The organism is Dankookia sp. P2, from assembly GCF_050632255.1.
Classification (GTDB): Bacteria; Pseudomonadota; Alphaproteobacteria; order Acetobacterales; family Acetobacteraceae; genus Paracraurococcus.
The window spans coordinates 477,116-495,813 of record NZ_CP192581.1; the positions used below are offsets into that span (position 1 = coordinate 477,116).

General features: G+C 71.4%; 17 protein-coding genes and 5 pseudogenes. 5 read left to right on the forward strand and 17 right to left on the reverse strand.

Features of this window, described 5'->3' with window-relative positions; translation table 11 throughout:
- Positions 1-52: 52 nt before the first annotated feature.
- From ACQ86J_RS02725 to ACQ86J_RS02755, 7 genes and pseudogenes are all read right to left on the reverse strand, one after another.
- A pseudogene (locus ACQ86J_RS02725) lies at positions 53-97 on the reverse strand (hypothetical protein); the annotation flags it as partial.
- A gap of 121 nt (positions 98-218) precedes the next feature.
- Complete coding sequence (locus ACQ86J_RS02730) at positions 219-350, reverse strand: hypothetical protein (RefSeq protein WP_431269926.1); 132 nt, start codon at positions 348-350, stop codon at positions 219-221.
- Between the two features lie 324 nt (positions 351-674).
- Positions 675-899 (reverse strand): annotated as a pseudogene (locus tag ACQ86J_RS02735) (hypothetical protein); the annotation flags it as partial.
- Positions 865-1,268, reverse strand: a pseudogene (locus ACQ86J_RS02740) (acetyl-CoA C-acyltransferase); the annotation flags it as partial. The pseudogenes ACQ86J_RS02735 and ACQ86J_RS02740, both read right to left, overlap by 35 nt.
- Positions 1,269-1,439: 171 nt before the next feature.
- On the reverse strand, positions 1,440-1,787 hold the full coding sequence (locus ACQ86J_RS02745; RefSeq protein ID WP_431269927.1) for a MerR family transcriptional regulator: 348 nt from the start codon (positions 1,785-1,787) through the stop codon (positions 1,440-1,442).
- 105 nt (positions 1,788-1,892) lie between these two features.
- Positions 1,893-3,752 carry an AMP-binding protein gene (locus ACQ86J_RS02750; protein WP_431269928.1) on the reverse strand — a complete coding sequence of 620 codons (1,860 nt, stop codon included), beginning with the start codon at positions 3,750-3,752 and terminating at the stop codon, positions 1,893-1,895.
- A complete protein-coding gene (locus ACQ86J_RS02755) occupies positions 3,656-4,840 on the reverse strand; it encodes an OmpP1/FadL family transporter (RefSeq protein WP_431269929.1) in 1,185 nt (394 codons plus the stop codon). The genes ACQ86J_RS02750 and ACQ86J_RS02755 overlap by 97 nt, the downstream gene beginning before the upstream one ends.
- A gap of 215 nt (positions 4,841-5,055) precedes the next feature.
- Between ACQ86J_RS02755 and ACQ86J_RS02760 the strand changes: the two genes are divergently transcribed.
- Together ACQ86J_RS02760 and ACQ86J_RS02765 are read left to right on the forward strand one after the other, a co-directional pair.
- Entirely contained in the window at positions 5,056-5,325 is a 270-nt protein-coding gene (locus tag ACQ86J_RS02760; RefSeq protein WP_431269930.1) for an SCP2 sterol-binding domain-containing protein, read from the forward strand.
- 188 nt (positions 5,326-5,513) lie between these two features.
- The gene (locus ACQ86J_RS02765; RefSeq protein WP_431269931.1) at positions 5,514-6,434 is read left to right on the forward strand and encodes a crotonase/enoyl-CoA hydratase family protein; all 921 of its coding nucleotides are present in this window, start codon (positions 5,514-5,516) and stop codon (positions 6,432-6,434) included.
- A 340-nt stretch (positions 6,435-6,774) separates the two neighbouring features.
- On the opposite strand, the pseudogene ACQ86J_RS02770 reads toward ACQ86J_RS02765, so the two are convergent.
- From ACQ86J_RS02770 to ACQ86J_RS02800, 7 genes and pseudogenes are all read right to left on the reverse strand, one after another.
- Positions 6,775-9,096, reverse strand: a pseudogene (locus ACQ86J_RS02770) (response regulator); the annotation flags it as partial.
- Positions 9,093-9,911, reverse strand: a complete 819-nt coding sequence (locus ACQ86J_RS02775; RefSeq protein ID WP_431269932.1) for a response regulator — start codon at positions 9,909-9,911, stop codon at positions 9,093-9,095. The gene ACQ86J_RS02775 and the pseudogene ACQ86J_RS02770, both read right to left, overlap by 4 nt.
- A gap of 9 nt (positions 9,912-9,920) precedes the next feature.
- Complete coding sequence (locus ACQ86J_RS02780; RefSeq protein ID WP_431272793.1) at positions 9,921-10,337, reverse strand: hypothetical protein; 417 nt, start codon at positions 10,335-10,337, stop codon at positions 9,921-9,923.
- Between the two features lie 34 nt (positions 10,338-10,371).
- Positions 10,372-10,473: pseudogene (locus ACQ86J_RS02785) on the reverse strand (hypothetical protein); the annotation flags it as partial.
- Between the two features lie 80 nt (positions 10,474-10,553).
- Positions 10,554-11,594 (reverse strand): PAS domain-containing protein, encoded by a 1,041-nt coding sequence (locus ACQ86J_RS02790; protein WP_431269933.1) that lies wholly within the window; start codon positions 11,592-11,594, stop codon positions 10,554-10,556.
- A 220-nt stretch (positions 11,595-11,814) separates the two neighbouring features.
- On the reverse strand, positions 11,815-11,937 hold the full coding sequence (locus ACQ86J_RS02795; protein WP_431269934.1) for a hypothetical protein: 123 nt from the start codon (positions 11,935-11,937) through the stop codon (positions 11,815-11,817).
- Positions 11,919-12,845: a polysaccharide biosynthesis/export family protein gene (locus ACQ86J_RS02800; protein WP_431269935.1), complete on the reverse strand. Its 927-nt coding sequence runs from the start codon at positions 12,843-12,845 to the stop codon at positions 11,919-11,921. The genes ACQ86J_RS02795 and ACQ86J_RS02800 overlap by 19 nt, the downstream gene beginning before the upstream one ends.
- Before the next feature lie 77 nt (positions 12,846-12,922).
- Here ACQ86J_RS02800 and ACQ86J_RS02805 point away from each other — a divergent pair, with 77 nt between their 5' ends.
- Positions 12,923-13,198 carry a hypothetical protein gene (locus tag ACQ86J_RS02805; RefSeq protein WP_431269936.1) on the forward strand — a complete coding sequence of 92 codons (276 nt, stop codon included), beginning with the start codon at positions 12,923-12,925 and terminating at the stop codon, positions 13,196-13,198.
- A 149-nt stretch (positions 13,199-13,347) separates the two neighbouring features.
- Here the strand turns inward: ACQ86J_RS02805 and ACQ86J_RS02810 are convergent, their stop codons facing one another.
- From ACQ86J_RS02810 to ACQ86J_RS02820, 3 genes are all read right to left on the reverse strand, one after another.
- Positions 13,348-14,535 carry a glycosyltransferase gene (locus ACQ86J_RS02810; RefSeq protein WP_431269937.1) on the reverse strand — a complete coding sequence of 396 codons (1,188 nt, stop codon included), beginning with the start codon at positions 14,533-14,535 and terminating at the stop codon, positions 13,348-13,350.
- A 113-nt stretch (positions 14,536-14,648) separates the two neighbouring features.
- Positions 14,649-15,737, reverse strand: coding sequence for a sugar transferase (locus ACQ86J_RS02815; protein WP_431269938.1), 1,089 nt, complete (start codon positions 15,735-15,737; stop codon positions 14,649-14,651).
- 865 nt (positions 15,738-16,602) lie between these two features.
- A complete protein-coding gene (locus tag ACQ86J_RS02820; protein ID WP_431269939.1) occupies positions 16,603-16,758 on the reverse strand; it encodes a hypothetical protein in 156 nt (51 codons plus the stop codon).
- Between the two features lie 302 nt (positions 16,759-17,060).
- Between ACQ86J_RS02820 and ACQ86J_RS02825 the strand changes: the two genes are divergently transcribed.
- Positions 17,061-18,176 carry a hypothetical protein gene (locus ACQ86J_RS02825; protein WP_431269940.1) on the forward strand — a complete coding sequence of 372 codons (1,116 nt, stop codon included), beginning with the start codon at positions 17,061-17,063 and terminating at the stop codon, positions 18,174-18,176.
- Complete coding sequence (locus ACQ86J_RS02830; protein WP_431269941.1) at positions 18,088-18,684, forward strand: hypothetical protein; 597 nt, start codon at positions 18,088-18,090, stop codon at positions 18,682-18,684. Before ACQ86J_RS02825 ends, ACQ86J_RS02830 begins: the two co-directional genes overlap by 89 nt.
- The last annotated feature ends 14 nt before the right edge of the window (positions 18,685-18,698 follow it).

The following is an 18,698-nucleotide window of genomic DNA, read 5'->3' on the forward strand; positions in this document are numbered from 1 at the left end:
TCCGCTCGATGGCCTTGGCGGCGCCGCCCGGGACGATGTCCAGCAGCACCACCGGCACCCCGGCATTGGCCACCTGCGCCGCGATCCCGGCGCCCATCACGCCGGCACCGATGACGCCGACCTTGCGGATCGGGCCCGTCGTCGGCTTTCCTGCGCCGCCGGAACCGTCGCGGCCCGCAGCTCCGTCTCCACCATGGGAGCGCCCGTGGTCAGCGACATCAGATCGCCTCCAGCACCGTGGCGATGCCCTGCCCGCCACCGATGCACTGGGTCGCCAGCGCATAGCGGCTGCCCTGGCGCTGCAGCAGCTGCGCCGCCTTGCCGGTGATGCGCGCGCCCGTCGCGCCCAAGGGCGCCAAGGGCGATGGCGCCGCCATCGAGGTTCACCTTCGACTCGTCGATGCCGAGCTTGCGCGTGCAAGCCAGTGCCTGGGAGGCGAAGGCCTTCGTTCAGCTCGACCACGTCGAGGTCGCGCGCCTCGATCCCCGCCCGCGCCAGCGCCTTCCGGGTGGCGCCGACCGGCCCCATGCCCATCACCTCCGGCGCGCAGCCATCGACCGCGACCGACTTCACCTTCGCCAGCGGCGTCAGCCCATGCGCCTTGGCATACGTCCGCCGAGCAGACCAGCAGCGCCACCGCGCCGTCGGTCAGCGGAGAGGAGGTGCCGGCGGTCACCGTGCCGTCCTGGCGAAAGGCCGGCTTCAGCCCGGCCAGCGCCTCGGCGATGGTCTCGGCGCGAATGCAGCCATCCTCGGCAACGCGCCTGCCCGCCGCCTCGACCGGCACGATCTCCGCCTCCAAGCCGGCCTTCCCGCTGCGCCGCGGCGGCCTTCTGCTGGCTGCGGACGGCAAAGGCCTCCTGCTCGGCGCGGGTGAGCTGGTAACGGCGGGCGACATTCTCCGCCGTCTCGCCCATCGACACGTAGGCCTGCGGGAAATCCTTGGCGAGGCCGGGATGCGGCATCGGGTTGAAGCCCATCATCGGCACCCGGCTCATGCTCTCGACCCCGGCGCAGAGGAAGGCCTCCCCGCCCCCATCTTGATGGCGCCCGCCGCCTGGTGCACCGCCTGCATGGACGATCCGCAGAAGCGGTTCACCGTCGCGCCGGCGACGCTTTCGGGCAGGCCAGCGATGAAGGCGATCAGCTTCGCCGCGTTCAGCCCCTGCTCGCCCTCGGGGAAGGCGCAGCCCAGCACCAGGTCCTCGACCGTCGCGGGGTCGATGCCGCTCTCGGCCACCAGCGCGCGCACCACCTGCGCCGCCATCTCGTCCGGCCGCAGCTTCACCAATGCGCCCTTATGCGCGAGATGGAAGGGGAGCGGCGATAGGCCGCGATCACCACGTCAGTCATGCCGCATCTCCTCGTTCATTCGGCGGCGCTCTTGGCGCCTTCATTGCTGTCGGGCGCGGGCCGGCCCGCCATGGCGGCCGCCGCCTCAGCTCTCCACCAGCCGCAGCTCGCGGAGCGTCTGCTCCAGGTCGCGATGCTGCTGCTCCAGCTCCTCGATCCGCTGCCGCACCCGCGCCAGCAGCAGGCTGATCTGGCTATGCTGCGTGTGGTCGGCGTCGTAGAGGTCGAGGATCTGGCGGATCTCGGCCAGCGAGAAGCCCAACCGCTTGCCACGCAGCACCAGCAGCAGCCGCGCGCGGTCGCGCCGGTCGAAGACCCGCGTGGTGCCGGCGCGGCGCGGCGCGATCAGCCCCTTCACCTCGTAGAAGCGGATCGCGCGCGGCGTGACGCCAAGCTCCTCCGCCAGCTGGTTGACCGTGAACAGTTCGCTCATCCAGGGGTGCTCCGGCCGGCCAGCTCGGCCTTCAACTCCTTCTTGGAGAGTTTGCCCACCGCCGTGCGTGGCAGGTCGGGGCGGATCTCGATCAGCCGCGGCAGCTCAATGGCCGAGAGCCGCGTCCTGAGGAATTCCCCGCAGCGCCTCCGGCGTCGCCGTGCTGCCGGGTTGCAGCTGCACGAAGGCCGCCGGGCTCTCACCGCGATAGGGGTCGGGCTGGCCCACGACCGTCGCCGCGACCACATCCGGGTGCTGGTACAGCGCCTCCTCGATCACCCGCGGATAGACATTGTAGCCGCTGCAGATGATGAGGTCCTTGATGCGGTCGACCAGCGTCACGCTGCCGTCCTCGGCCATGATCCCGACATCGCCGGTGCGCAGGAAGCCATCCGCGCCGATCGCCGTCGCGGTCTCAGCCGGGCGATTCCAGCAGCCGGCCATGACATTGGGCCCGGCGACGCAGAGCTGCCACGCTCGCCGATCGGCAGCACCCCTCTGCGGGTCGTCCAGCGCGCGGATCTCGGCACGGACCCCCGGCACCGGCAGGCCGATGCTGCCCTCGGCCAGGCTGCCCTCGACCGGGTTGCAGAAGCAGACCGGGGAGGCCTCGGTCAGGCCATAGCCCTCCACCACCCGGCAGCCGCTGCGCGCCTCGAAGCCGTGCTTGATCTCGAGCGGCAGGGGCGCGCCGCCGGAGATGCAGATCTTGACCGAGGCGAGGTCGGCGGCGGTTGCGCCATGGTCGATCACCGCCTTCAGCAGGGTCGGCACGCCGTGGAAGATGGTGGGACGGGTGCGGCGCAGGGCCGCGACCAGCATCGCGGGCTCGAAGCGCGGCAGCATCACAAGCTCCGCGCCTTGACCTATGGCTGCACCCAGCACGGCGGTCAGCGCGAAGACGTGGAAGAAGGGCAGCACCGCCAGCATGCGCTCCTCGCCCGGGCGGCATTGCGGCGACCAGGCCATCACCTGGCGGAGATCTGCCGCCAGGTTGGCATGGGTCAGCATGGCGCCCTTCGGCGTGCCGGTGGTGCCGCCGGTGTATTGCAGCACCGCGACGTCCCCGGGCCGCGGTGTCGGCTGCGCGACGGGCGCGGCCTCCAGCAGCCGGTCCCAGCGCAGCACGCGCGGGTCGCCGGCGGGGATGCGGCCGATCGCCTTCCGCTTCGCCAGGCGGAACAGGATGCTCTTCGGGAAGGGCAGCGCCGCGGCGAAGGGGCAGGCCACCACCTGCCGCACCGGGCCGCCGTCCAGCAGCCCGAGCACGCGGCCCAGCACCGGCTCCAGGTCGGGCGCGACCATGATCTCCGTGCCGGAATCCGCCGCCTGCGCCGCCAGTTCGGCCGCCACGTAGAGCGGGTTGAAATTCACCACCGTCGCGCCGCAGCGCAACGCCGCGAAGAAGGCGACGACATAGTGCGGCCCATTCGGCAGGCAGAGCCTCGATCCGCGTGCCCGGCCCGGCGCCCAACGCGCGGAAACCGCCGCGGCGCGCCCGACCAGCGCGCCGACCTCGGCATAGCTCCAGCGGCGCCGCATGAAATCCAGGCAGGGCCGGCCGCCGAAGCGCGCGACCGAGCCTTCGAAGATCTCGACCAGGGTCATCGGCGGCAGCGGCATGTCCCAGGCGATGCCCGCAGGATAGGCCCGCAGCCAGGGCGTAGCCGATCCAGGGAGAACCGTGTCCATGTCGCCCGTCACCCCTCTTCCGGTCAGAAGGCGAAGCGAAGCTGCGCGGTCAGGATGTCGACCGACGCCTGATAGGTGGAGGTCAGGTTGCCCCCGGAACAGGTTCGTATTGTTCGGCCCCGGGTCGCGCAGGTTCACCGTCGCGTCAGGTGCGAAGATATGGGTGTAGGCCGCGCTCAGCGTGATGTTGCGGTTGACCTGGTAGCTGGCGCCGGCGGAGAGCCAGTAGCGGTCGTTGTCCGGGATGCGCGGCGTGCGGTCCGCCTCCCGCACCGGCGCGTCTGGTCGTAGGCGAAGCCGGCACGCAAGGTCAGTGCCTCGTTCCAGCGATACTCGCCGCCGATCGAGGCGAAGACGCTGTCGCGCCAGCGCTCCTCGGTGATGGAGGGCGCGCGGCCATTGGCGAAGCTGACGGTCAGGTCGCGGAAGCGGGACCAGTTGGTCCATTCGAGGCCGGCCAGCGCCGTCCAGCGCTCGTCGATGCGCTGCCGGACGCCGAGCGTCACCGTCTCCGGCGTCACCAGCTTGGCCTGCGCGGCGGTATTGGCGAAGCTTGGCGAGCGGGAGATCGGGAACGGCACCGACTGGAACTCGGCGTCGCCCTCCAGGGTGTGGAAGACGGCGGAGCGGAAGGACAGGCCGACGCGGGTATTGGCCAGCGGCTGCCATTGGGCGCCGAGGGTGAAGCCGACCGCGGTGTTGTCGCCGGTGACGGTGGATCGTCCGTCGCGCGTGCCGGGGACGAAGCCCGGGATCCGCTGCGCCGCGCCAATCGCGCCGAAATCGACGGCGTTCGAGAGCCGGGCGGTGGCATACTGAATCTGCAGCCCGGCGCCGAGCGACAGGCTGGGCGTCGCCTGCCAGGAGACCGCCGGGGCGATGTTGGTGGTGCGCAGCGAGGAGGTGAGCGCGTGGTAGCGCGCGATGCTGTCCTCCGCCTGCTTGGTCACGAGCCCCCAGGGCGCCGTGACCGAAAGCCCGAAATGCCAGTCCGGCGCCAGTTGCAAGGTGGAGTGCACTGCCGGCACGAAGGCATCGAGTCCGATATCCCCGCCGGTCGAGCCGGTGATCGGCGAGCCGCCGAGCGCGGCGTTGCGCGTGGCGCTGCCGGACTTCGCTTCGGCGGTCGGGAAGACGCCGGAGCCGACGATGGCGCCCTGCACCCCAGGCAGCGAGGACATGGCGGCTGGGTTGAAGAAGATCATGCTGGGATCGTCGTCCCGCGCCGCGGCGCCGGCGAAGGCAGCGCCCTGACCGACCGCGCTCTGCTCGCGCAACTCGAAGCCGGTCGCGCCGGCCTGCCCGGCCAGCGCGAGCGTGCCGACGCCGAGGCCGGCTGCACGCAGGAATGAACGCGCCATGTGCTTCCCCTGTTCTGGTGGACCGGCCCTAGGATGAGCCGGCGGCGATCGCCTGCCTTGCTGGCGGTCTGGTCGCTTCGACAAAGCTAATGTTAGGTGACGTATAGGTCAACATATGTCTCTATGCGACATCCTCGGACGACATCACGAGGGCTGGAGAGCACGCACATGGCCGACGCCGAAACCCTGATGGCGGCGATGCGGAAAAGGCGGGGGTGCTACGGCAACTCGGCTACCGCATGCGCTTCGACCTGACCGACATCGGCGAGAGCGTGCTGCTCGACGCCGCCGGGGCGGAGGCCGAGATCGGCCCGGCCACCGAGGAGACAGAGGCGGATTCGGTCCTGCGGCTGACCGCCGAGAATCTCGGCAAGCTCATGGAGGGGAAGCTCAGCCCGATGCTGGCCTTCTCCACCGGCCGGTTGCGGGTCGAAGGCTCCAAGGGCGTTGCCCTGAAGCTTGCGGGGTTGCTGGACGAAGGCTGAGGGCGCCCCTGCCTCATCTCCATTTAGATTATGCAACTGTGGCGGAGGCGCTACGGGATCTCCGTCACCGGCAGCGAAAGCAACCGCTGCGTTAATAGCCTATTGTATAACATATTCGTGAGCAGCTAAGGTCTGCCTCGAGGCCACCTATCCCGGTGCCGCCGAGCTTACCCGACGAGGCCCACGCCATGACCTTTGTCCGCAGCCCGATGGCCGCCGGCTACCCCGCATTCGCCCGCCAGGCCCTGACCAGCGCGAGCCAGCCCGCCCGCCCCGTTGCGACCCATGAGACGCTGGACACCGCCTATGACGCCGACCGCGGCATCTACTGGTGCCGGCTGCGGCCGACCGGCCGGCCCTGCTTCAGCCGCGACGTGCTGCGCGACATCGCCTCCATGCACGACGCGATCCCCGAGCTCTTCGCCGCCGGCTCGCCGCTGCCACCGCCGCGCTGGTTTGTTTGCGGCTCGGCCATCCCCGGCATCTTCAACCTCGGCGGCGATCTCGGCCTGTTCCGCGAGCTGATCGCCGCCGGCGACCGCGCGGCGCTGGTCGCCTACGGCCATGCGGCGGTGGAGGCGATCCATCGCAACCACACCGCGCTCGACCTGCCGATGATCACGGTGGCCCTGGTGCAGGGCGACGCGCTGGGCGGCGGCTTCGAATGCGCCCTCGCCCACGACCTGATCGTTGCCGAACGCAGCGCCAGATTCGGCCTGCCGGAGGTGCTGTTCAACCTCTTCCCCGGCATGGGCGCCTACAGCTTCCTGTCCCGCCGGATCGGCCGCAAGGCGGCGGAGACGCTCATCCTCTCGGGCAAGGTCCACACCGCCGAGGAGATGCAGGCGATGGGCCTGGTCGACGTGCTGGCCGAGGATGGCGAGGGCGAGGCGGCGCTGCTGGCCCATCTCGACCGCAACGACCGCTGGCACAACGCGCACCAGGCGATGTACCGCGCCCGCCGCAGGGTGGACCCGGTGACGCTGCAGGAGCTGCGCGAGGTGGTCGAGGTCTGGGCCGAGGCGGCGCTGCGACTGTCGGAGCAGGACCTGCGGCGGATGGCGCGGCTCTGCGGTGCGCAGGACCGCCGGCTCGTCGCCGCCGCCTGACGTCTCGCTGCCTATCCAGCGCCCGGCGCAGGCGACGCGCCGGGCGCCTGGGCGTCAAGAAGGATGTTGCCCAGCCTGCGATCCTCGCGCGCCGAAGCAGGCAAGGCATGAAGCGCCGGCCTGACGAGGCTCCGACCGACTTGGCCCCGGCACAGTCAGGGCGATGCCGGTCTAGGCCGCACCGTCCGCCGTGTCCTGGCCCGCTGCGCGTACCCGCTCCAGCTCCTCGGCCAGCTTGCGCCGCATGGCGGGGCCCAGCCGCTGCCACCGACCCGGTCGGCAGCGCCTCGGCCGCGCCGGCAAGGGCGAAGACCCCGCGGGCGCCGATATTCGCCGCACTGCTGCGCAGCGCATGCGCCGCGCTGCGGAACCGCGCCACGTCGCCTTCGGCCAGCGCGCCCTCCAGCGCCTGCATCTCCGCCGCCGCATCGGCCAGGAAGTCCCGCACCAGATCCTCGACGAAGCGGCGGCCGCCGAGCGCCAGAAGGTCCGCGGTCACCGCCGGGTCCAGCGCCGGCGGCGCGGCCGGGCGGAAGCGCGGATGGGATTCGATGGAGGTCACCGCCCGGCGCGGCGCAGCCGGGTGCGGCGCCTGCGCCGCCACCGCCGCGGCCAGCTGCGCCGGCTCGATCGGCTTCACCAGGCAGCCATCCATCCCCGCCTCGCGGCAGCGCTCGGCCGCCTCCGGCGTCGCATCCGCGGTCAGGCCGAGGATCGGCACGTGCCGCCGGCCGAGCGCGTTGAAGCGGTAGAGCTTGGTGGCGGTGATGCCGTCGGTCCCCGGCATGTTCAGGTCCATCAGCACCAGGTCGTACTCCCCGACCTCCAGCAGATCGAGCGCCGCCTCTCCATCCCCGGCAAGGGTGACGGCATGACCTTCGCGCTCCAGGATCTTCTGCACCACCAGCCGGTTCACCCGGTTGTCGTCAGCCACAAGCACGCGCATCGGCGCCACCGCCGGGCGGTCGGGGACTGGCGCCGCCGGCCGCGGCAGCAGGGCGGCGGCGACTGCCAAAGGCATCGCAAGCTCGGCTGGCCCGGCCGCGACCGGCAGCAGGGCGACCACCCGGCGGCGCAGCGGCTCGTCCGGCAGCCCCGGCGCGGCGAGGGCGCTGAGGGCGAGGATCGGCAGCGCCGCCGCCGGGCCGGCGCCGCGCAGCGCGGCGGCGACCGATTCGGTTTCCGGCAGGTCGCCCGGCCCGGCGCAGACGAGCAGCATGGCGGGCGGCGCGCCGCCGCCCCACAGCGCGGCATAGGTCGCGGCCGGCACCGCGCGCGGCACCAGCGCGACGCCGAGCAGGGCGAGGGTCGTGGCGACGGGGGCCGCGGCGCCGAGATCCTCGGCCAGCAGCAATACCTGCGCCGGCAGGGCGGTGGGAGCCTGGGCGATGAGCGGATCGCGCCGCACCGGCAGCAGCACGTGGAAGCAGCTTCCCTTGCCCGGCCGGCTGCGCAGCCCGAGACTGCCGCCGGCCAGTTCGACGAGCCCCTTGCAGAGCGCGAGGCCAAGCCCGGTGCCGCCGAAGCGGCCGGCGATGGTGTCGTCCGCCTGGGCGAAACGCTCGAAGATCCGGGTCTGCGCCGCCTCGCTGATGCCGATGCCGGTATCGCTCACCTCGAGCCGCAGCTGCAGCGCGTCCTCCGGCCCGGCCCTGCTCGCGTTCCCCGGCTCAGCGTCCACCGCGATCGTGACGCTGCCGCTGGTGGTGAACTTCACCGCATTGCCGCCGAGGTTCAGCAGAATGTCGCGCATCGCCGCGGCATCGGCCAGGACCCGCCCTGGCGTGCGAGGGGTCACGTGCAGCCGCAACAGCAGCCCCTTCTCGCGCGCCTGGGCCAGCAGCAGGCCACGCGTCTCGGCCAGCAGGGCAGCCAGATCCACGCTCTCCGACCGCATCACCGTCGCTCCGGCCTCTATCCTTGCGATGTCCAGCAATCCATTGATCTGCCCGAGCAGGCCGCGGGCCGCCGTGTCGATTGTCTCTGCCATCTCCTGCTGCCCGCCGTCGAGCGGCGTGCCGCGGAGCAAGCCGCCCATGCCGATGATGGCATTCAGCGGGGTCCGCAATTCGTGGCTCACTCCGGCCAGGAAGCGGGTCTTGGCCTCGCTCGCCTGCTCCGCCGCGAGTCGCGCCTGGGACAGCTTGCGGATCAGCGTCGCGGCATAGAGCGCCAGGATGACCGGGCCGAGCAGCAGGCCGGCGGCCAGCTCCGGCAGCGCCTGCCAGTAGGGCGTGGTCAGCGCCACCGCGCCGAATCCGGCGACGAAGGCCGTCATCCCGGCCAGCAGCCAACGCGGGCCGAAGCGGAAGCCGTTGCCGAGCGCAATCCAGAGATAGACCGGGAAGAAGGGTGCCGCCCAGGCGCCGCCGAAATGCAGGAAGCCCGAAAGGAAGCCGGTATCGGCCAGCAGGGCAAAGGCCCGGCGCGGCGTGCTGACCGCCGGGGACAGCCGGATATGCAGGAAGATGCCGAGCGCGCAGACGCTCCAGACCGCCAGCAAAGGCAGGCCGGCGTCGAGGATCGGCGCGCCGAGGGTGGGTAGGTAGAGTGCGAAGGCGCCGGCGAAGACCAGACGGTTGAAGCTCATTTCCTGTTCGGTACCCACCAGGCCGCGCAGGCCGCCGAGGCTCGGACGGCGTGACGCGGCCCGCAGGCTCATCGATCAGGCTCCGGTCCAAGCGGGATGGACCCCAGCGGGATGGAGGTGGTGATCACCGCAGTGACCTCGCCGGTCTGGTCCCGCAGCGGCGCCTTGGTGGTCAGCAGCTTCGCCGCCCGCGCCCGACCTCGGTAAGGTGGCAGCGGGATCCCGGTGGCGAGGACCGTCAGGTCGGCGGCACGGCTGCGCTCGCCCCGGCTGGCGCCGAACAGTGCGGCCGGCGCGGCCCCGACCAGCGAATCCGGCCGGGCGCCGAGCGTCGCCGCCAGGGCGGCATTGGCGTAGATGCAGCGGCCTTCCCGGTCGGTGGCGCTGACCTGGGCAGGCAGGCTGTCGAGGATGCGGGCCAGGCCCTCGGCGCCGTGCACCGGCTGCGGCGCCGGGTTGGCGGCTGGCGGGCGCAAGGGCGGCAGCACCGGCTCCGCCAGGGCGCCCCCGCTCCGGCCCAGGGCCAGCAGGTTGCGGGCCCGGGTGACCAGTTCGAAATGGTCGATCGGGCTCTGCAGGAAGTCGGTCGCGCCGGCATCCAGCGCACGCACCCGGAAGCTGCGGTCGTCATGCGCGGTCACCACCAGGACCGGCACGGCGGCGCCCCCGGGCAGGACACGGAACCGGCGGGTGAACTCCGCACCGTCCATTCCCGGCATCTTGAAGTCGGTGATCACCAGGTCGACCCGGTTGCCCTCGAGCCATTCGAGCGCGTCCAACGGGTCGCCAAACACTTCCACCGAGACATCGTCCTCGATGACCGAGGCCAGCCGCGCGAAGATGCTGCGGTTGGTCGCGCGGTCGTCGAGGATCAGGATCATCGCCATGGCGGTCCCTCAGGCGCGACGGCCGCTATCCGTCCGGGCCACGACCCGCCCGAGCGGCAAATCCATAAGGCAGACCAGGCCGTCCGGTTGCCATTCGAAAACGACCTCGCCGCCGAGTTGGTCGTGGATGGTGGTGCGGATGACACGGGAGCCGAAGCCCCGCCCGCTCGGTGGCGCGGCAATCCTGGGGCCGCCGGTTTCCGTCCAGCGCAACCGCAACCGGTCACTGGCCTGGTCAATGCTCCAGCGAAGGTCGAGTGCGCCTCCAGGTGCCGAAAGACTGCCGTATTTCGCGGCGTTGGTTGCTGATCCATGCAGGGTCATGGACAGCGGCTGCGCCGCCATCGGCGCCACCGTCAGTGCCGGCCCGGAGAAGGTCACGCGAGTGGTGCCGGCATTGCCGAGGAAGGGGTCGAGCTTCGCCATGCAGCATGGCGTTCAGGTCGGCGCCCATCCAGCGGCTCTCGGTGAGCAGGGTCTGCGCCCGGGCCAGCGCGGCGACGCGACCCTCGATCGCCCGGCCGAATTCCTGCGCGGTCTCCGCCTTGGTCAGCCGCAGCACTGCTCTGAACCACCGCCAGCGCGTTCTTGGCCCGGTGGTCGACCTCCCGCATCAGCAGGGATTGCCGCTCCTCGGCCTCCTTACGGGCGGTGAAGTCCATATGGACGCCCAGGATCGGCCCGACCCGCCCGGCGGGGCCCGGCATACGGCGGCCGCGGCCGAGCAGCCAGCGGGTTCCTCCGCCGTCGCGGCCGGCGCGGAGGATCCGGATCTCCGCCTCGTACTCGCCGCTCTCCAGCGCCTCGCCAGGCGCCGGCCCGCACGGCGGCGCGGTCGTCCGGATGCACCAAGGCCAGGAAGGCTTCCAGTGTCGGCGGCGCGGCACCGCCGGGGATGGCGCCGAACAGCGCGGAATGCTCCGGCGACCAGAGAAAGCGGTCGCTCTCGGGATCCCATTCCCAGGTACCAATCCCGGCCACTTCCTGCGCCAGGCGCAGCCGCGCCTCGCCGGCCCGCAGCGCCGCTTCCGCGGCCTTCAGGGCGGTGGCATCGGCATGCACCTCCACCACCGCGCCGGCGGTGCCGCCATGCCGCTGGATCCAGTGCGCCGCCACCACCACCGGCGCGCCGCCGCGGCGGCGATGCCGCAGCTCGCCCTGCCATTCGCCAAGCGTGGCCAGGCTGTCCTGCACCGCCCGCCGGCCGCCATCGGGGAAGCGGGTGCCGAGGAGCTCATGCGCCCGCTGGCCGATCGCCTCGGCCGCGGTGAATCCGAACAGCCGCTCGCAGCCGGTCGACCAGTGGCGGATGGTGCCGTCCACGTCGCGCAGGATGACGGCGCTGACCTCGAAGGCATGGCTGAGCTCGGCGACCATGCGGAGCCGCTCCTCGAGCGCCAGCTTGTCGGCGCGCAGCGCCTTCTCCCGCTGCCACGATCGCAGCAGGGTGCCGGCGCCGGCCAGCAGCGGCAGGCCGAGGCCGAGACCAAACCAGATCATCGGATGCAGGGCGATAGGCGGGCTTCCTTCCATCGGCACCCCGGGCGGGCCGAGCAGCAGCCCGAGCAGGACGATGCAGCCGAGGAGAACGAGAGACGGGGCCGCCATGGCGTCCAGCGTCGGCCGGGGCAGGCGGAAGCGCAGGACGCCAAGGCGTCCCGCTGCACGCCAGGGGCTGGACATAGGGCCTCCGGATGTCGCGGTCGTGCCGGCGCTGGTCAGGACCAACCTCGACCCTTCGGATCGCGCCCGCCCTGCCCACCCCAGTCAGGTCGGCAGGAACGAGCGGAGCATCGCACGCTTGTGTACGATATTCAATCACGAAAGCGACGAGCAGACAAACATTAACGAAAGCGTTATATTTACGCCATCCTTTCGCCCAGCTCTCCGACCATTCCTGCCCTCAGGGGCGCGCCATGGCGGCGCCCAGCGCTCCGGTCTGGGCGATCGGCAGGACGATCTGCAGGAATTTCAGCAGGTCCGTGCTGGGCGCGTTCGAGACGAAGATCAGATCATTGTGGCGCATCGGGAAACGCTGCACGAGGAACATCGAGGAGGGGTTGAGCAGGTCGGTCCGATAGACGGTCGGGATCTCCTCCCCGGCACCTGGGGGATCGACACCCCCATCCGCTGCAGCGCCGCCCGCCGCTCGAAGCGGAACAGGAAAACTGCGCTCGGGTTGGCGCGGTCATCCTGCAGTCCGCCAGCCCGGGCGATCGCATCGCCCAGGCTGAGCCGGCGGTCCTCGAACGGAAAACGGCGGTTCAGCTGGGTGATGCTGGCGGTCTGCCCGACAGCGCCCAGCGCCAGGAAGTAGCGCTGCTGCCGGGCGACGATGATGGTGTCGTCGGGTGCCAGCTGCAGGTTCAGCCGGGGGTCCTCGACAATATCGGCCAGGATCGCCGATTCCGCGACGCCGCCACGCTGTAGGGTCACTAGTGTCTCATGCGGGGCGAAGCGGGTGCCGCCGGCGCGGGCGATGGCGCCGAGCAGCCGCTCGCCGCCCGGGTCGAGCGAGAACCGCAGCGACTGGTCGACGTCGCCGACCACCGAGACCGCCGCGGAACGGCGCTCGACCAGGGTGACGATGACCTGCGGCTCGAGCGCGCGCTGCCGCAGGCGGCCGGCGATCGCCCTCTCGAGTTCCGCGGAGGTACGCCCGGTGGCTTTCAACTCGCCGGCGAAGGGAATGGTGACCATCCCTGCCCGGCCGATCTGCTGCTGCGGCAGGGTGACGAAGTTGCCTGGCCGCCCGCCGGTATCGGCCGGGATGAACAGGCCGCCGGCCTGGGTCTCGAAGATGGTGATGCCGATTACGTCGCCGACACCGAAACGGACCTCCGAGGCGGGGCGGGCCTGCAGCCCGGCGCTGAACAGGGTGAGCGGCCTTTCCTGCTCCATCCCGGCGACCACGCTTGCGTCAAGCGTCAGCACGGCATAGCGCAGCGTAGGGTCCGAGGCCGGCCCTGGGTCGCCGGCCTGGACCGCGGCGGGAGTTCATGATGCCAGCGATGCGCGGCCCGCTGCTCGGGATGAAGGTGTTGCAGCCGGTGGTGGCCAAAACGGCCGTGGTGGCGCCCAGCTGCAGGATGCCGCGCCGGGAGCGGGGCCGGGTAATGAAGGAGGCGGACATCAGATATCCCTATGGAGGCAATGCGCGCCGCCCGTCGCCGACACTGCCCGCGACGGGACGGTTGGCGGTGCTCCGCGAACCGGCCCGGCACTGGCGCGAGGCGGCTGACGCCGCATCCGGGGCCGCGGCCGGCCCCCGCGAGGGCAAAGCCTGACGGGGTGTGCCGACCGGGTCGAAGCGGAGGAAGCTGCGCGTTCGCTGGAAAGAAAAGATGCGTTCAACGCAAACTATCTTCGCCAGCCCGGGATTTCAACCATAAGGCATTCCAAGCCTCGGAAAATCTGGCCGCGCCGGCGACGCCCCTCAGCCGGCCGTCTCCTGCTGCCGTATCGCGACCGTCCCGGGCTCGACGGCCGGGACCGGCCCGGCCGGCGCGGGAGCCAGGAGGGCGATCCGCACCGTCGGCCGGCCACGCAGGACGACGCTGCGGAGGAAGCCGGCCGCCCAGCTCAGATGCATGGTCACCAGTGCCGGGCCGGCGGCGAGCATCCAGGGGTCGCGCTGCCGGATCGCATGCAGCGCGCCCCAGGCGAAGCAGCCCAGGGGATAGGCCAGCGCCAGCAGGAGAAGGCGGGCAGGACCGGCAGGGCGAGGAGCCCGGCGAGGCAGAGGCCGAGCGCGACGACCGGCGCCATCTGGCGCGGCCGCGGCTTCAGCCGGTGCTTGAGCAGCGTGCGCGCCCGGCCCGCGCCATGGCGGAAATACTGCCGGGCCAGCGCGACCAAGTGCTTGCGCGGGAAGTAGGTCACCGGCTCGTCGGCGCACATCCAGACCCGACCGCCGGCAGAGCTGCGCCCGGTGGTCCAGCTCGGCATCCTCGTTATGGGTGAAGCTCTCGTCGTAGCCGCCGACCGACAAAAAGAAGGCGCGGTCGAAGGCGGCATGGTGGCCGTGGTCGACGAAGCCGGAGCGCGGCCTGGCCCGGTGCGCCGAGCCACCATTACCGAGCCGGCTGGACTGCGCCGCGGCAATCGCCCGCTGCAGGCCATTGTCGGGCTGCGACCGGTTGGCCATCGGTACCACCACCGAGGTCGCCCCGGTGCGCAGCAGGTCGCCGACGCAGCGGCGGACGAACCCGGCGGGGTAATGGGCATGTGCATCGGCGCGCACCAGGATGGTGGCGCGCGGGGCCGCCAGGCGGGCCGCCAGGTTCACCGCGGCGGACTGGATCCGCTGCGGGTTCGGCAGGGCACGGATGGAGGGGTATTCCGGCATCGGGTGGCGCGCCGCGAAGGCTTCGACCAGGGCCACGGTGGCGTCCCGGCTGCCACCATCCATGACGATGATCTCGCAGGCCGCCGCCGGCCATTGCTTCACCAGGCTCGTCAGGCAGGCCTCGATATAGGCGGCCTCGTTCAGCGCCGGCACCACGACCGTGACGAAGGGATGCACGGCGGGTCCGCCGGCGACAGATTCCAGCGGCGGCTGAGGGGCGGCCGCAGCGACGACGCGGCCGGCAGCCTGGACAAGGGTCCCGGTGATGACGGTCATGCGATGCCTTTCTGGATCGGTCGGGCTGCCAGCGCCTGCGGTCGGGACGCGACGGTGGGGAAGGCGGCAGCCTGCGACGGCGCGGCAGAGGAGAGGCGGAGGGCGGCAGGTCATCACGCCACTTCGCCCGGTGGCAGGGCGGCGGTGGCGCCGGCCATGGTGTTGGCGAGCGAGATCAGCGCGGCGCGGTGGCGCGCATCGGTGATGGCGGCGAAGGCGCGCGCCAGGCTGGCGAACTCCTCGCCATGCGGCATTGCCGGCGCGGCGCTTGCGCCGCCCTCGCTCAGCAGATCCTCGACCCGGACCTCGAGCGCCTGGGCGATCGCTACGAGGCGGCCAGCGGCCACGCGGGAGATGCCGGCCTCGTAGCGGTGCAGCTGCGCGTTGGTGACGCCGACATGCAGCGCCAGCTGCTTCTGGGTCCGCCCGGCGGCGCGGCGCAGGGTGCGGATCCGCAGGCCTACGGCGACATCCGCGGCCGTCGGCGCGCGGGTCTGGCGGGGCAGGGTCAGCGGGTCCAGGGCCGCTGCCTGCGCCGTCCCCGCGGCGGCTTGCGGCAGGCCCGGCAAGGCGCGGTGCGGCTGCCGGGACGGGAGAGAGGCGGTCATGCGACGCAGCGCCTGGCCATTCAGACCGCGCCGCGGCGCTTCAACACCGCGGGGATGGTCTTCCAGCAGGATCTTGATGTCGAAGAGCAGCGACCAGCCGCGGACATAGCGGGTGTCGAGCGTGACCCGCTCGACATAGGTCGTGTCGCTGCGGCCGCTGATCTGCCAAAGTCCGGTGACCCCCGGGCGCATCTCGCAATAGGCCGCGGCCGCGGCCGGGCTGTAGTGAAGGTCGAGTTCCTCTTGCACCACCGGGCGGGGCCCGACGAGGCTCATCTCGCCGCGCAGCACGTTGAACAGCTGCGGCAGTTCGTCGAGGCTGGTGCGCCGGAGGAAGGCGCCGATCCGAGTGATGCGCGGGTCCCGCGGCAGCTTGCGGCGAGTCGCCCACTCCTCGGCGGCGGCAGGGTCCGCGGCCAGCAGCGCGGCCAACCGCTGATCGGCATCCATGACCATGGAGCGGAACTTCAGGCAGGGGAACGGGCGACCGCCGAGACCGATGCGGGTGTGGCGGAACACGGCCGGCCCACCGTCGCGCCGGATGACGAAGGCGACGACCAGCATGACCGGGAGGGTCAGCAGCAGCAGCGTCACCCCCCGAGAAGGTCGAGACCACGCTTGAGGGCGCGGCCGAAGCCGGGGACGCCCGTCCCGGACAGGAAGCCAGCGGCGGACGCGGGTGCCTGACCGTGGAGGTAGATGTCTGACATGTTTGCCCGTCGCCCGATGCTACGGCGCCGCTGCGGTGACCATCGACCGGTCGCTTCAGGACGCTAACCGGCGACAACCTCTCTCAGGGTTTATCGTTAATCAAGACTTTCTCGTATTTGGTTTGCGAAAAACCGGCACGCCTCGCTCACAAGCAACACGATCGAGTTACATCGAATGCAATTTTTCTCAAGAGGCCAGACGAAGTTCCGACGACCGGTATCGTCCCATGGTGGTGCAGAGACGGTCGTCAATTACCGCATTTTCATTGGCTTAGGCGCTGTGCCGCCAGCCTGCAGCGATTGTCATAAATCTTGATACACAACTCAAGATTGCAGATATCCGAGCGCAATGCATTCGCATTCGTGATTTCGCATCTGCGAAACAGACTGCAAGTCCGCGCGAGTTCCGCCCGGCGAAACCCGACCATTTGCAGGACGTCGGTGAGCGACCCGCCGGATCGTCGCTGACGTCCCCCCTGCGAGGCGACCGGTTGCCATGCCGCGATCCCCAATCCGCCCTCTCTTGGCCATGATTGCCGCCTAGACCACCATCGTCGGCACCCCCGGCAGCGCGGTCGCGGCACGACCGAACCAGTGACGGGGCACTAGCGACGGTGCAGGTTGCAGCAGACTGACATGGACTCCTTCGCAAACCGGACCCGCGCGGACCTCCCCCTTGCGGCGGATGACAGCCTCGCCTGCGCCCTCGCCGGCCCGACCACGCCCGGGATGGCGGCCATCGCGGGCGGTCAGGTCGCACGCCACCAGCGGCGCGACGGCACCAGGCTTGAGCAGACGGTCGAGGTCAGGCGCCGCGATGGCTCGGTCTGGACCGCCTTCGCCCGCCAGCGGCCCTGCCGGCCGACCCGCAGGCGGCGGATCGCGCCACGGAGCAGGCGTCGCATGTTCTCGACCTGCTGGCCCGGGCAGTTGCCGCGGCCGACAATGCCCGTCAGGCCCGCGGCGCGATGCTCGAATGGGACGAGTTCCCGCCGCCCTGGGCCGCGCATTACGGCTGATCGCGCGTCCGGCTTGGCGATCTGCGGTCACGGACGTAGCGGTCGCGCCCGGCTCCTGGCATGAACCGGGTCATGCCGCGCCGGAGATAAGGCCGCCGGACCAAGCCAGCGACCCCGTGGAGCGAGCCCTGCCATGCAGCCTGCCCGCCCTGCAGCCCGGCCAGCGATCGCGGCCGGACAGGCACGTCATGGCGGCCGGCATCACCTTCCGCCAGGCCAGCCTGACCCCGACGCAATCGGCCGCCTTGCTGGTACACCGCCGCCCGGGAAGCCGGCCGAACCCCGCCGCGATCCATAGCTATGCCGAGGCCATGCGCCTGGGACGCTGGCTGCTGAACGGCATGCCCATCATCCTGTCGCGCCGCGGCATCTTGCTGGACGGGCTGCAGCGGCTGGAGGCCTGCGTCGCGGCCGGGGTCGCCTTTCCCACCTTCGTCGCCGAGGACGTCGACGACGACGTGCTGCACACCATCGACCAGCAGCGCCGGCGCTCCTTCGCCGGGGTACTAGAGGCGCGCGGAATCGGCAATGCGCATGCCGTGCAGGCGGCGCTGGTGAAGCTGCTGCACTACGAGGACGGGCGGCTCGGCTTCGGCAAGGCCGCCGCCCCGTCCTGGGCGCGCATGGACCGCGCCCTGGCGGCCAACCCCGACCTGCCGGCCGCGGCGGCGGCCAGCCTGACGACGGTCGACACCACCCTGCCCGAGCCGGTGCGCACACCGCTGCTCTTCATGGGGCGGCGCGCCGATCCGGCCGCCACCGCCCGACTGCTGGAGGTTCTCGCTAATGCCGACGGCCACCCGCTGACTGAACCCGGCGTGCTGCTGCGGCACGAAATCGACCGCGGCAGGGAAGACCGTGCCGTCCGCCCCTCGCCTGCCCGCCTCCTGGCGCTCTCGATCCTCGCGCTGAATGCGACCGCAAGCGGCACCCCGCTTCGCCGCCTCACCTGGATGGGCGACCGGCCTGGCCGGCCAGCCGATCCCTTCCCCCGGCTGCACGGCTATGCCGGGCTCGGGGAGACCAGGCCTGTCCCGGCGGCGCCAGAGCCGGAGGCCGCCCCGGCATTGGAGACCGGAGGCACTCCGCACTGGGCGATCGAGGTCGATCGGCCCGGACCAGGCCCGGGCCTATCTGCGGCAGAACACCCGCAACCGCCGGATCGTCCAGGCGCATGTCACGGCGATCGCCCGCGACATCGTCGGCGGCCGCTGGATGGTGAATGCCCAGCCGATCTGCTTCGCCGCCGACGGGCTGCTGCTGAACGGCCAGCATCGGCTCATGGCGGTGATCCTGGCCGATAGCGCGATCGAGGTCCCGGTCATCCGCGGCTTGGCACCGGCGGCGCAGGCCACATACGACCTGCATGCGAAGCGGCCGGCCGAATTCGGCCCGTCGCTGGACTGCTTCGGCGACCGCGCCCTGGTCTCAGCTATGGCGAACTTGCTCTGGCAGCGGGAGTTGCGGCCGTCCGGCGCGCGGCATGCCAAGGCCACCGCGGCGGAAATCCGCGACATCCTCGAACGGCATCCCCGGCTGCTCGAGCTCCGCAGCTTCGGCCGCAAGATGATCGACCATGGCCGCGCCTCGGTCATGGGCTATGGCGCCTATGTGATTGAGCGGTCGGACCCGGTCCGCGGCCCGGACTTTCTCCGGGCGCTGGAGACCGGCGCGGAGCTTGCCGCCGGCCACCCGATCCTCGTGCTGCGGCGGCAGCTGCAGCGACTGCGGCGCGACAAGGTCCCGCAGCAGGAGCAGCTCGCCGCGCTGCTCGGCGGCTGGGAGCGGTATCGCGGCCGCGCCGGGCGCTGACCCGCTTGCCCCCG

Coding starts and splice junctions, on each gene's coding strand:
- ACQ86J_RS02790 (WP_431269933.1), bottom strand. CDS start 11,594: ATGTCCAGCCCCTGGCGTGCAGCGGGACGCCTTGGCGTCCTGCGCTTC.
- ACQ86J_RS02755 (WP_431269929.1), bottom strand. CDS start 4,840: ATGGCGCGTTCATTCCTGCGTGCAGCCGGCCTCGGCGTCGGCACGCTC.
- ACQ86J_RS02830 (WP_431269941.1), top strand. CDS start 18,088: ATGGTGAATGCCCAGCCGATCTGCTTCGCCGCCGACGGGCTGCTGCTG.
- ACQ86J_RS02745 (WP_431269927.1), bottom strand. CDS start 1,787: ATGAGCGAACTGTTCACGGTCAACCAGCTGGCGGAGGAGCTTGGCGTC.
- ACQ86J_RS02805 (WP_431269936.1), top strand. CDS start 12,923: ATGCGCGGCCCGCTGCTCGGGATGAAGGTGTTGCAGCCGGTGGTGGCC.
- ACQ86J_RS02820 (WP_431269939.1), bottom strand. CDS start 16,758: ATGCGACGCCTGCTCCGTGGCGCGATCCGCCGCCTGCGGGTCGGCCGG.
- ACQ86J_RS02810 (WP_431269937.1), bottom strand. CDS start 14,535: ATGACCGTCATCACCGGGACCCTTGTCCAGGCTGCCGGCCGCGTCGTC.
- ACQ86J_RS02775 (WP_431269932.1), bottom strand. CDS start 9,911: ATGGCGATGATCCTGATCCTCGACGACCGCGCGACCAACCGCAGCATC.
- ACQ86J_RS02825 (WP_431269940.1), top strand. CDS start 17,061: ATGGCGGCCGGCATCACCTTCCGCCAGGCCAGCCTGACCCCGACGCAA.
- ACQ86J_RS02780 (WP_431272793.1), bottom strand. CDS start 10,337: ATGGCGAAGCTCGACCCCTTCCTCGGCAATGCCGGCACCACTCGCGTG.
- ACQ86J_RS02795 (WP_431269934.1), bottom strand. CDS start 11,937: ATGCGCCACAATGATCTGATCTTCGTCTCGAACGCGCCCAGCACGGAC.
- ACQ86J_RS02765 (WP_431269931.1), top strand. CDS start 5,514: ATGACCTTTGTCCGCAGCCCGATGGCCGCCGGCTACCCCGCATTCGCC.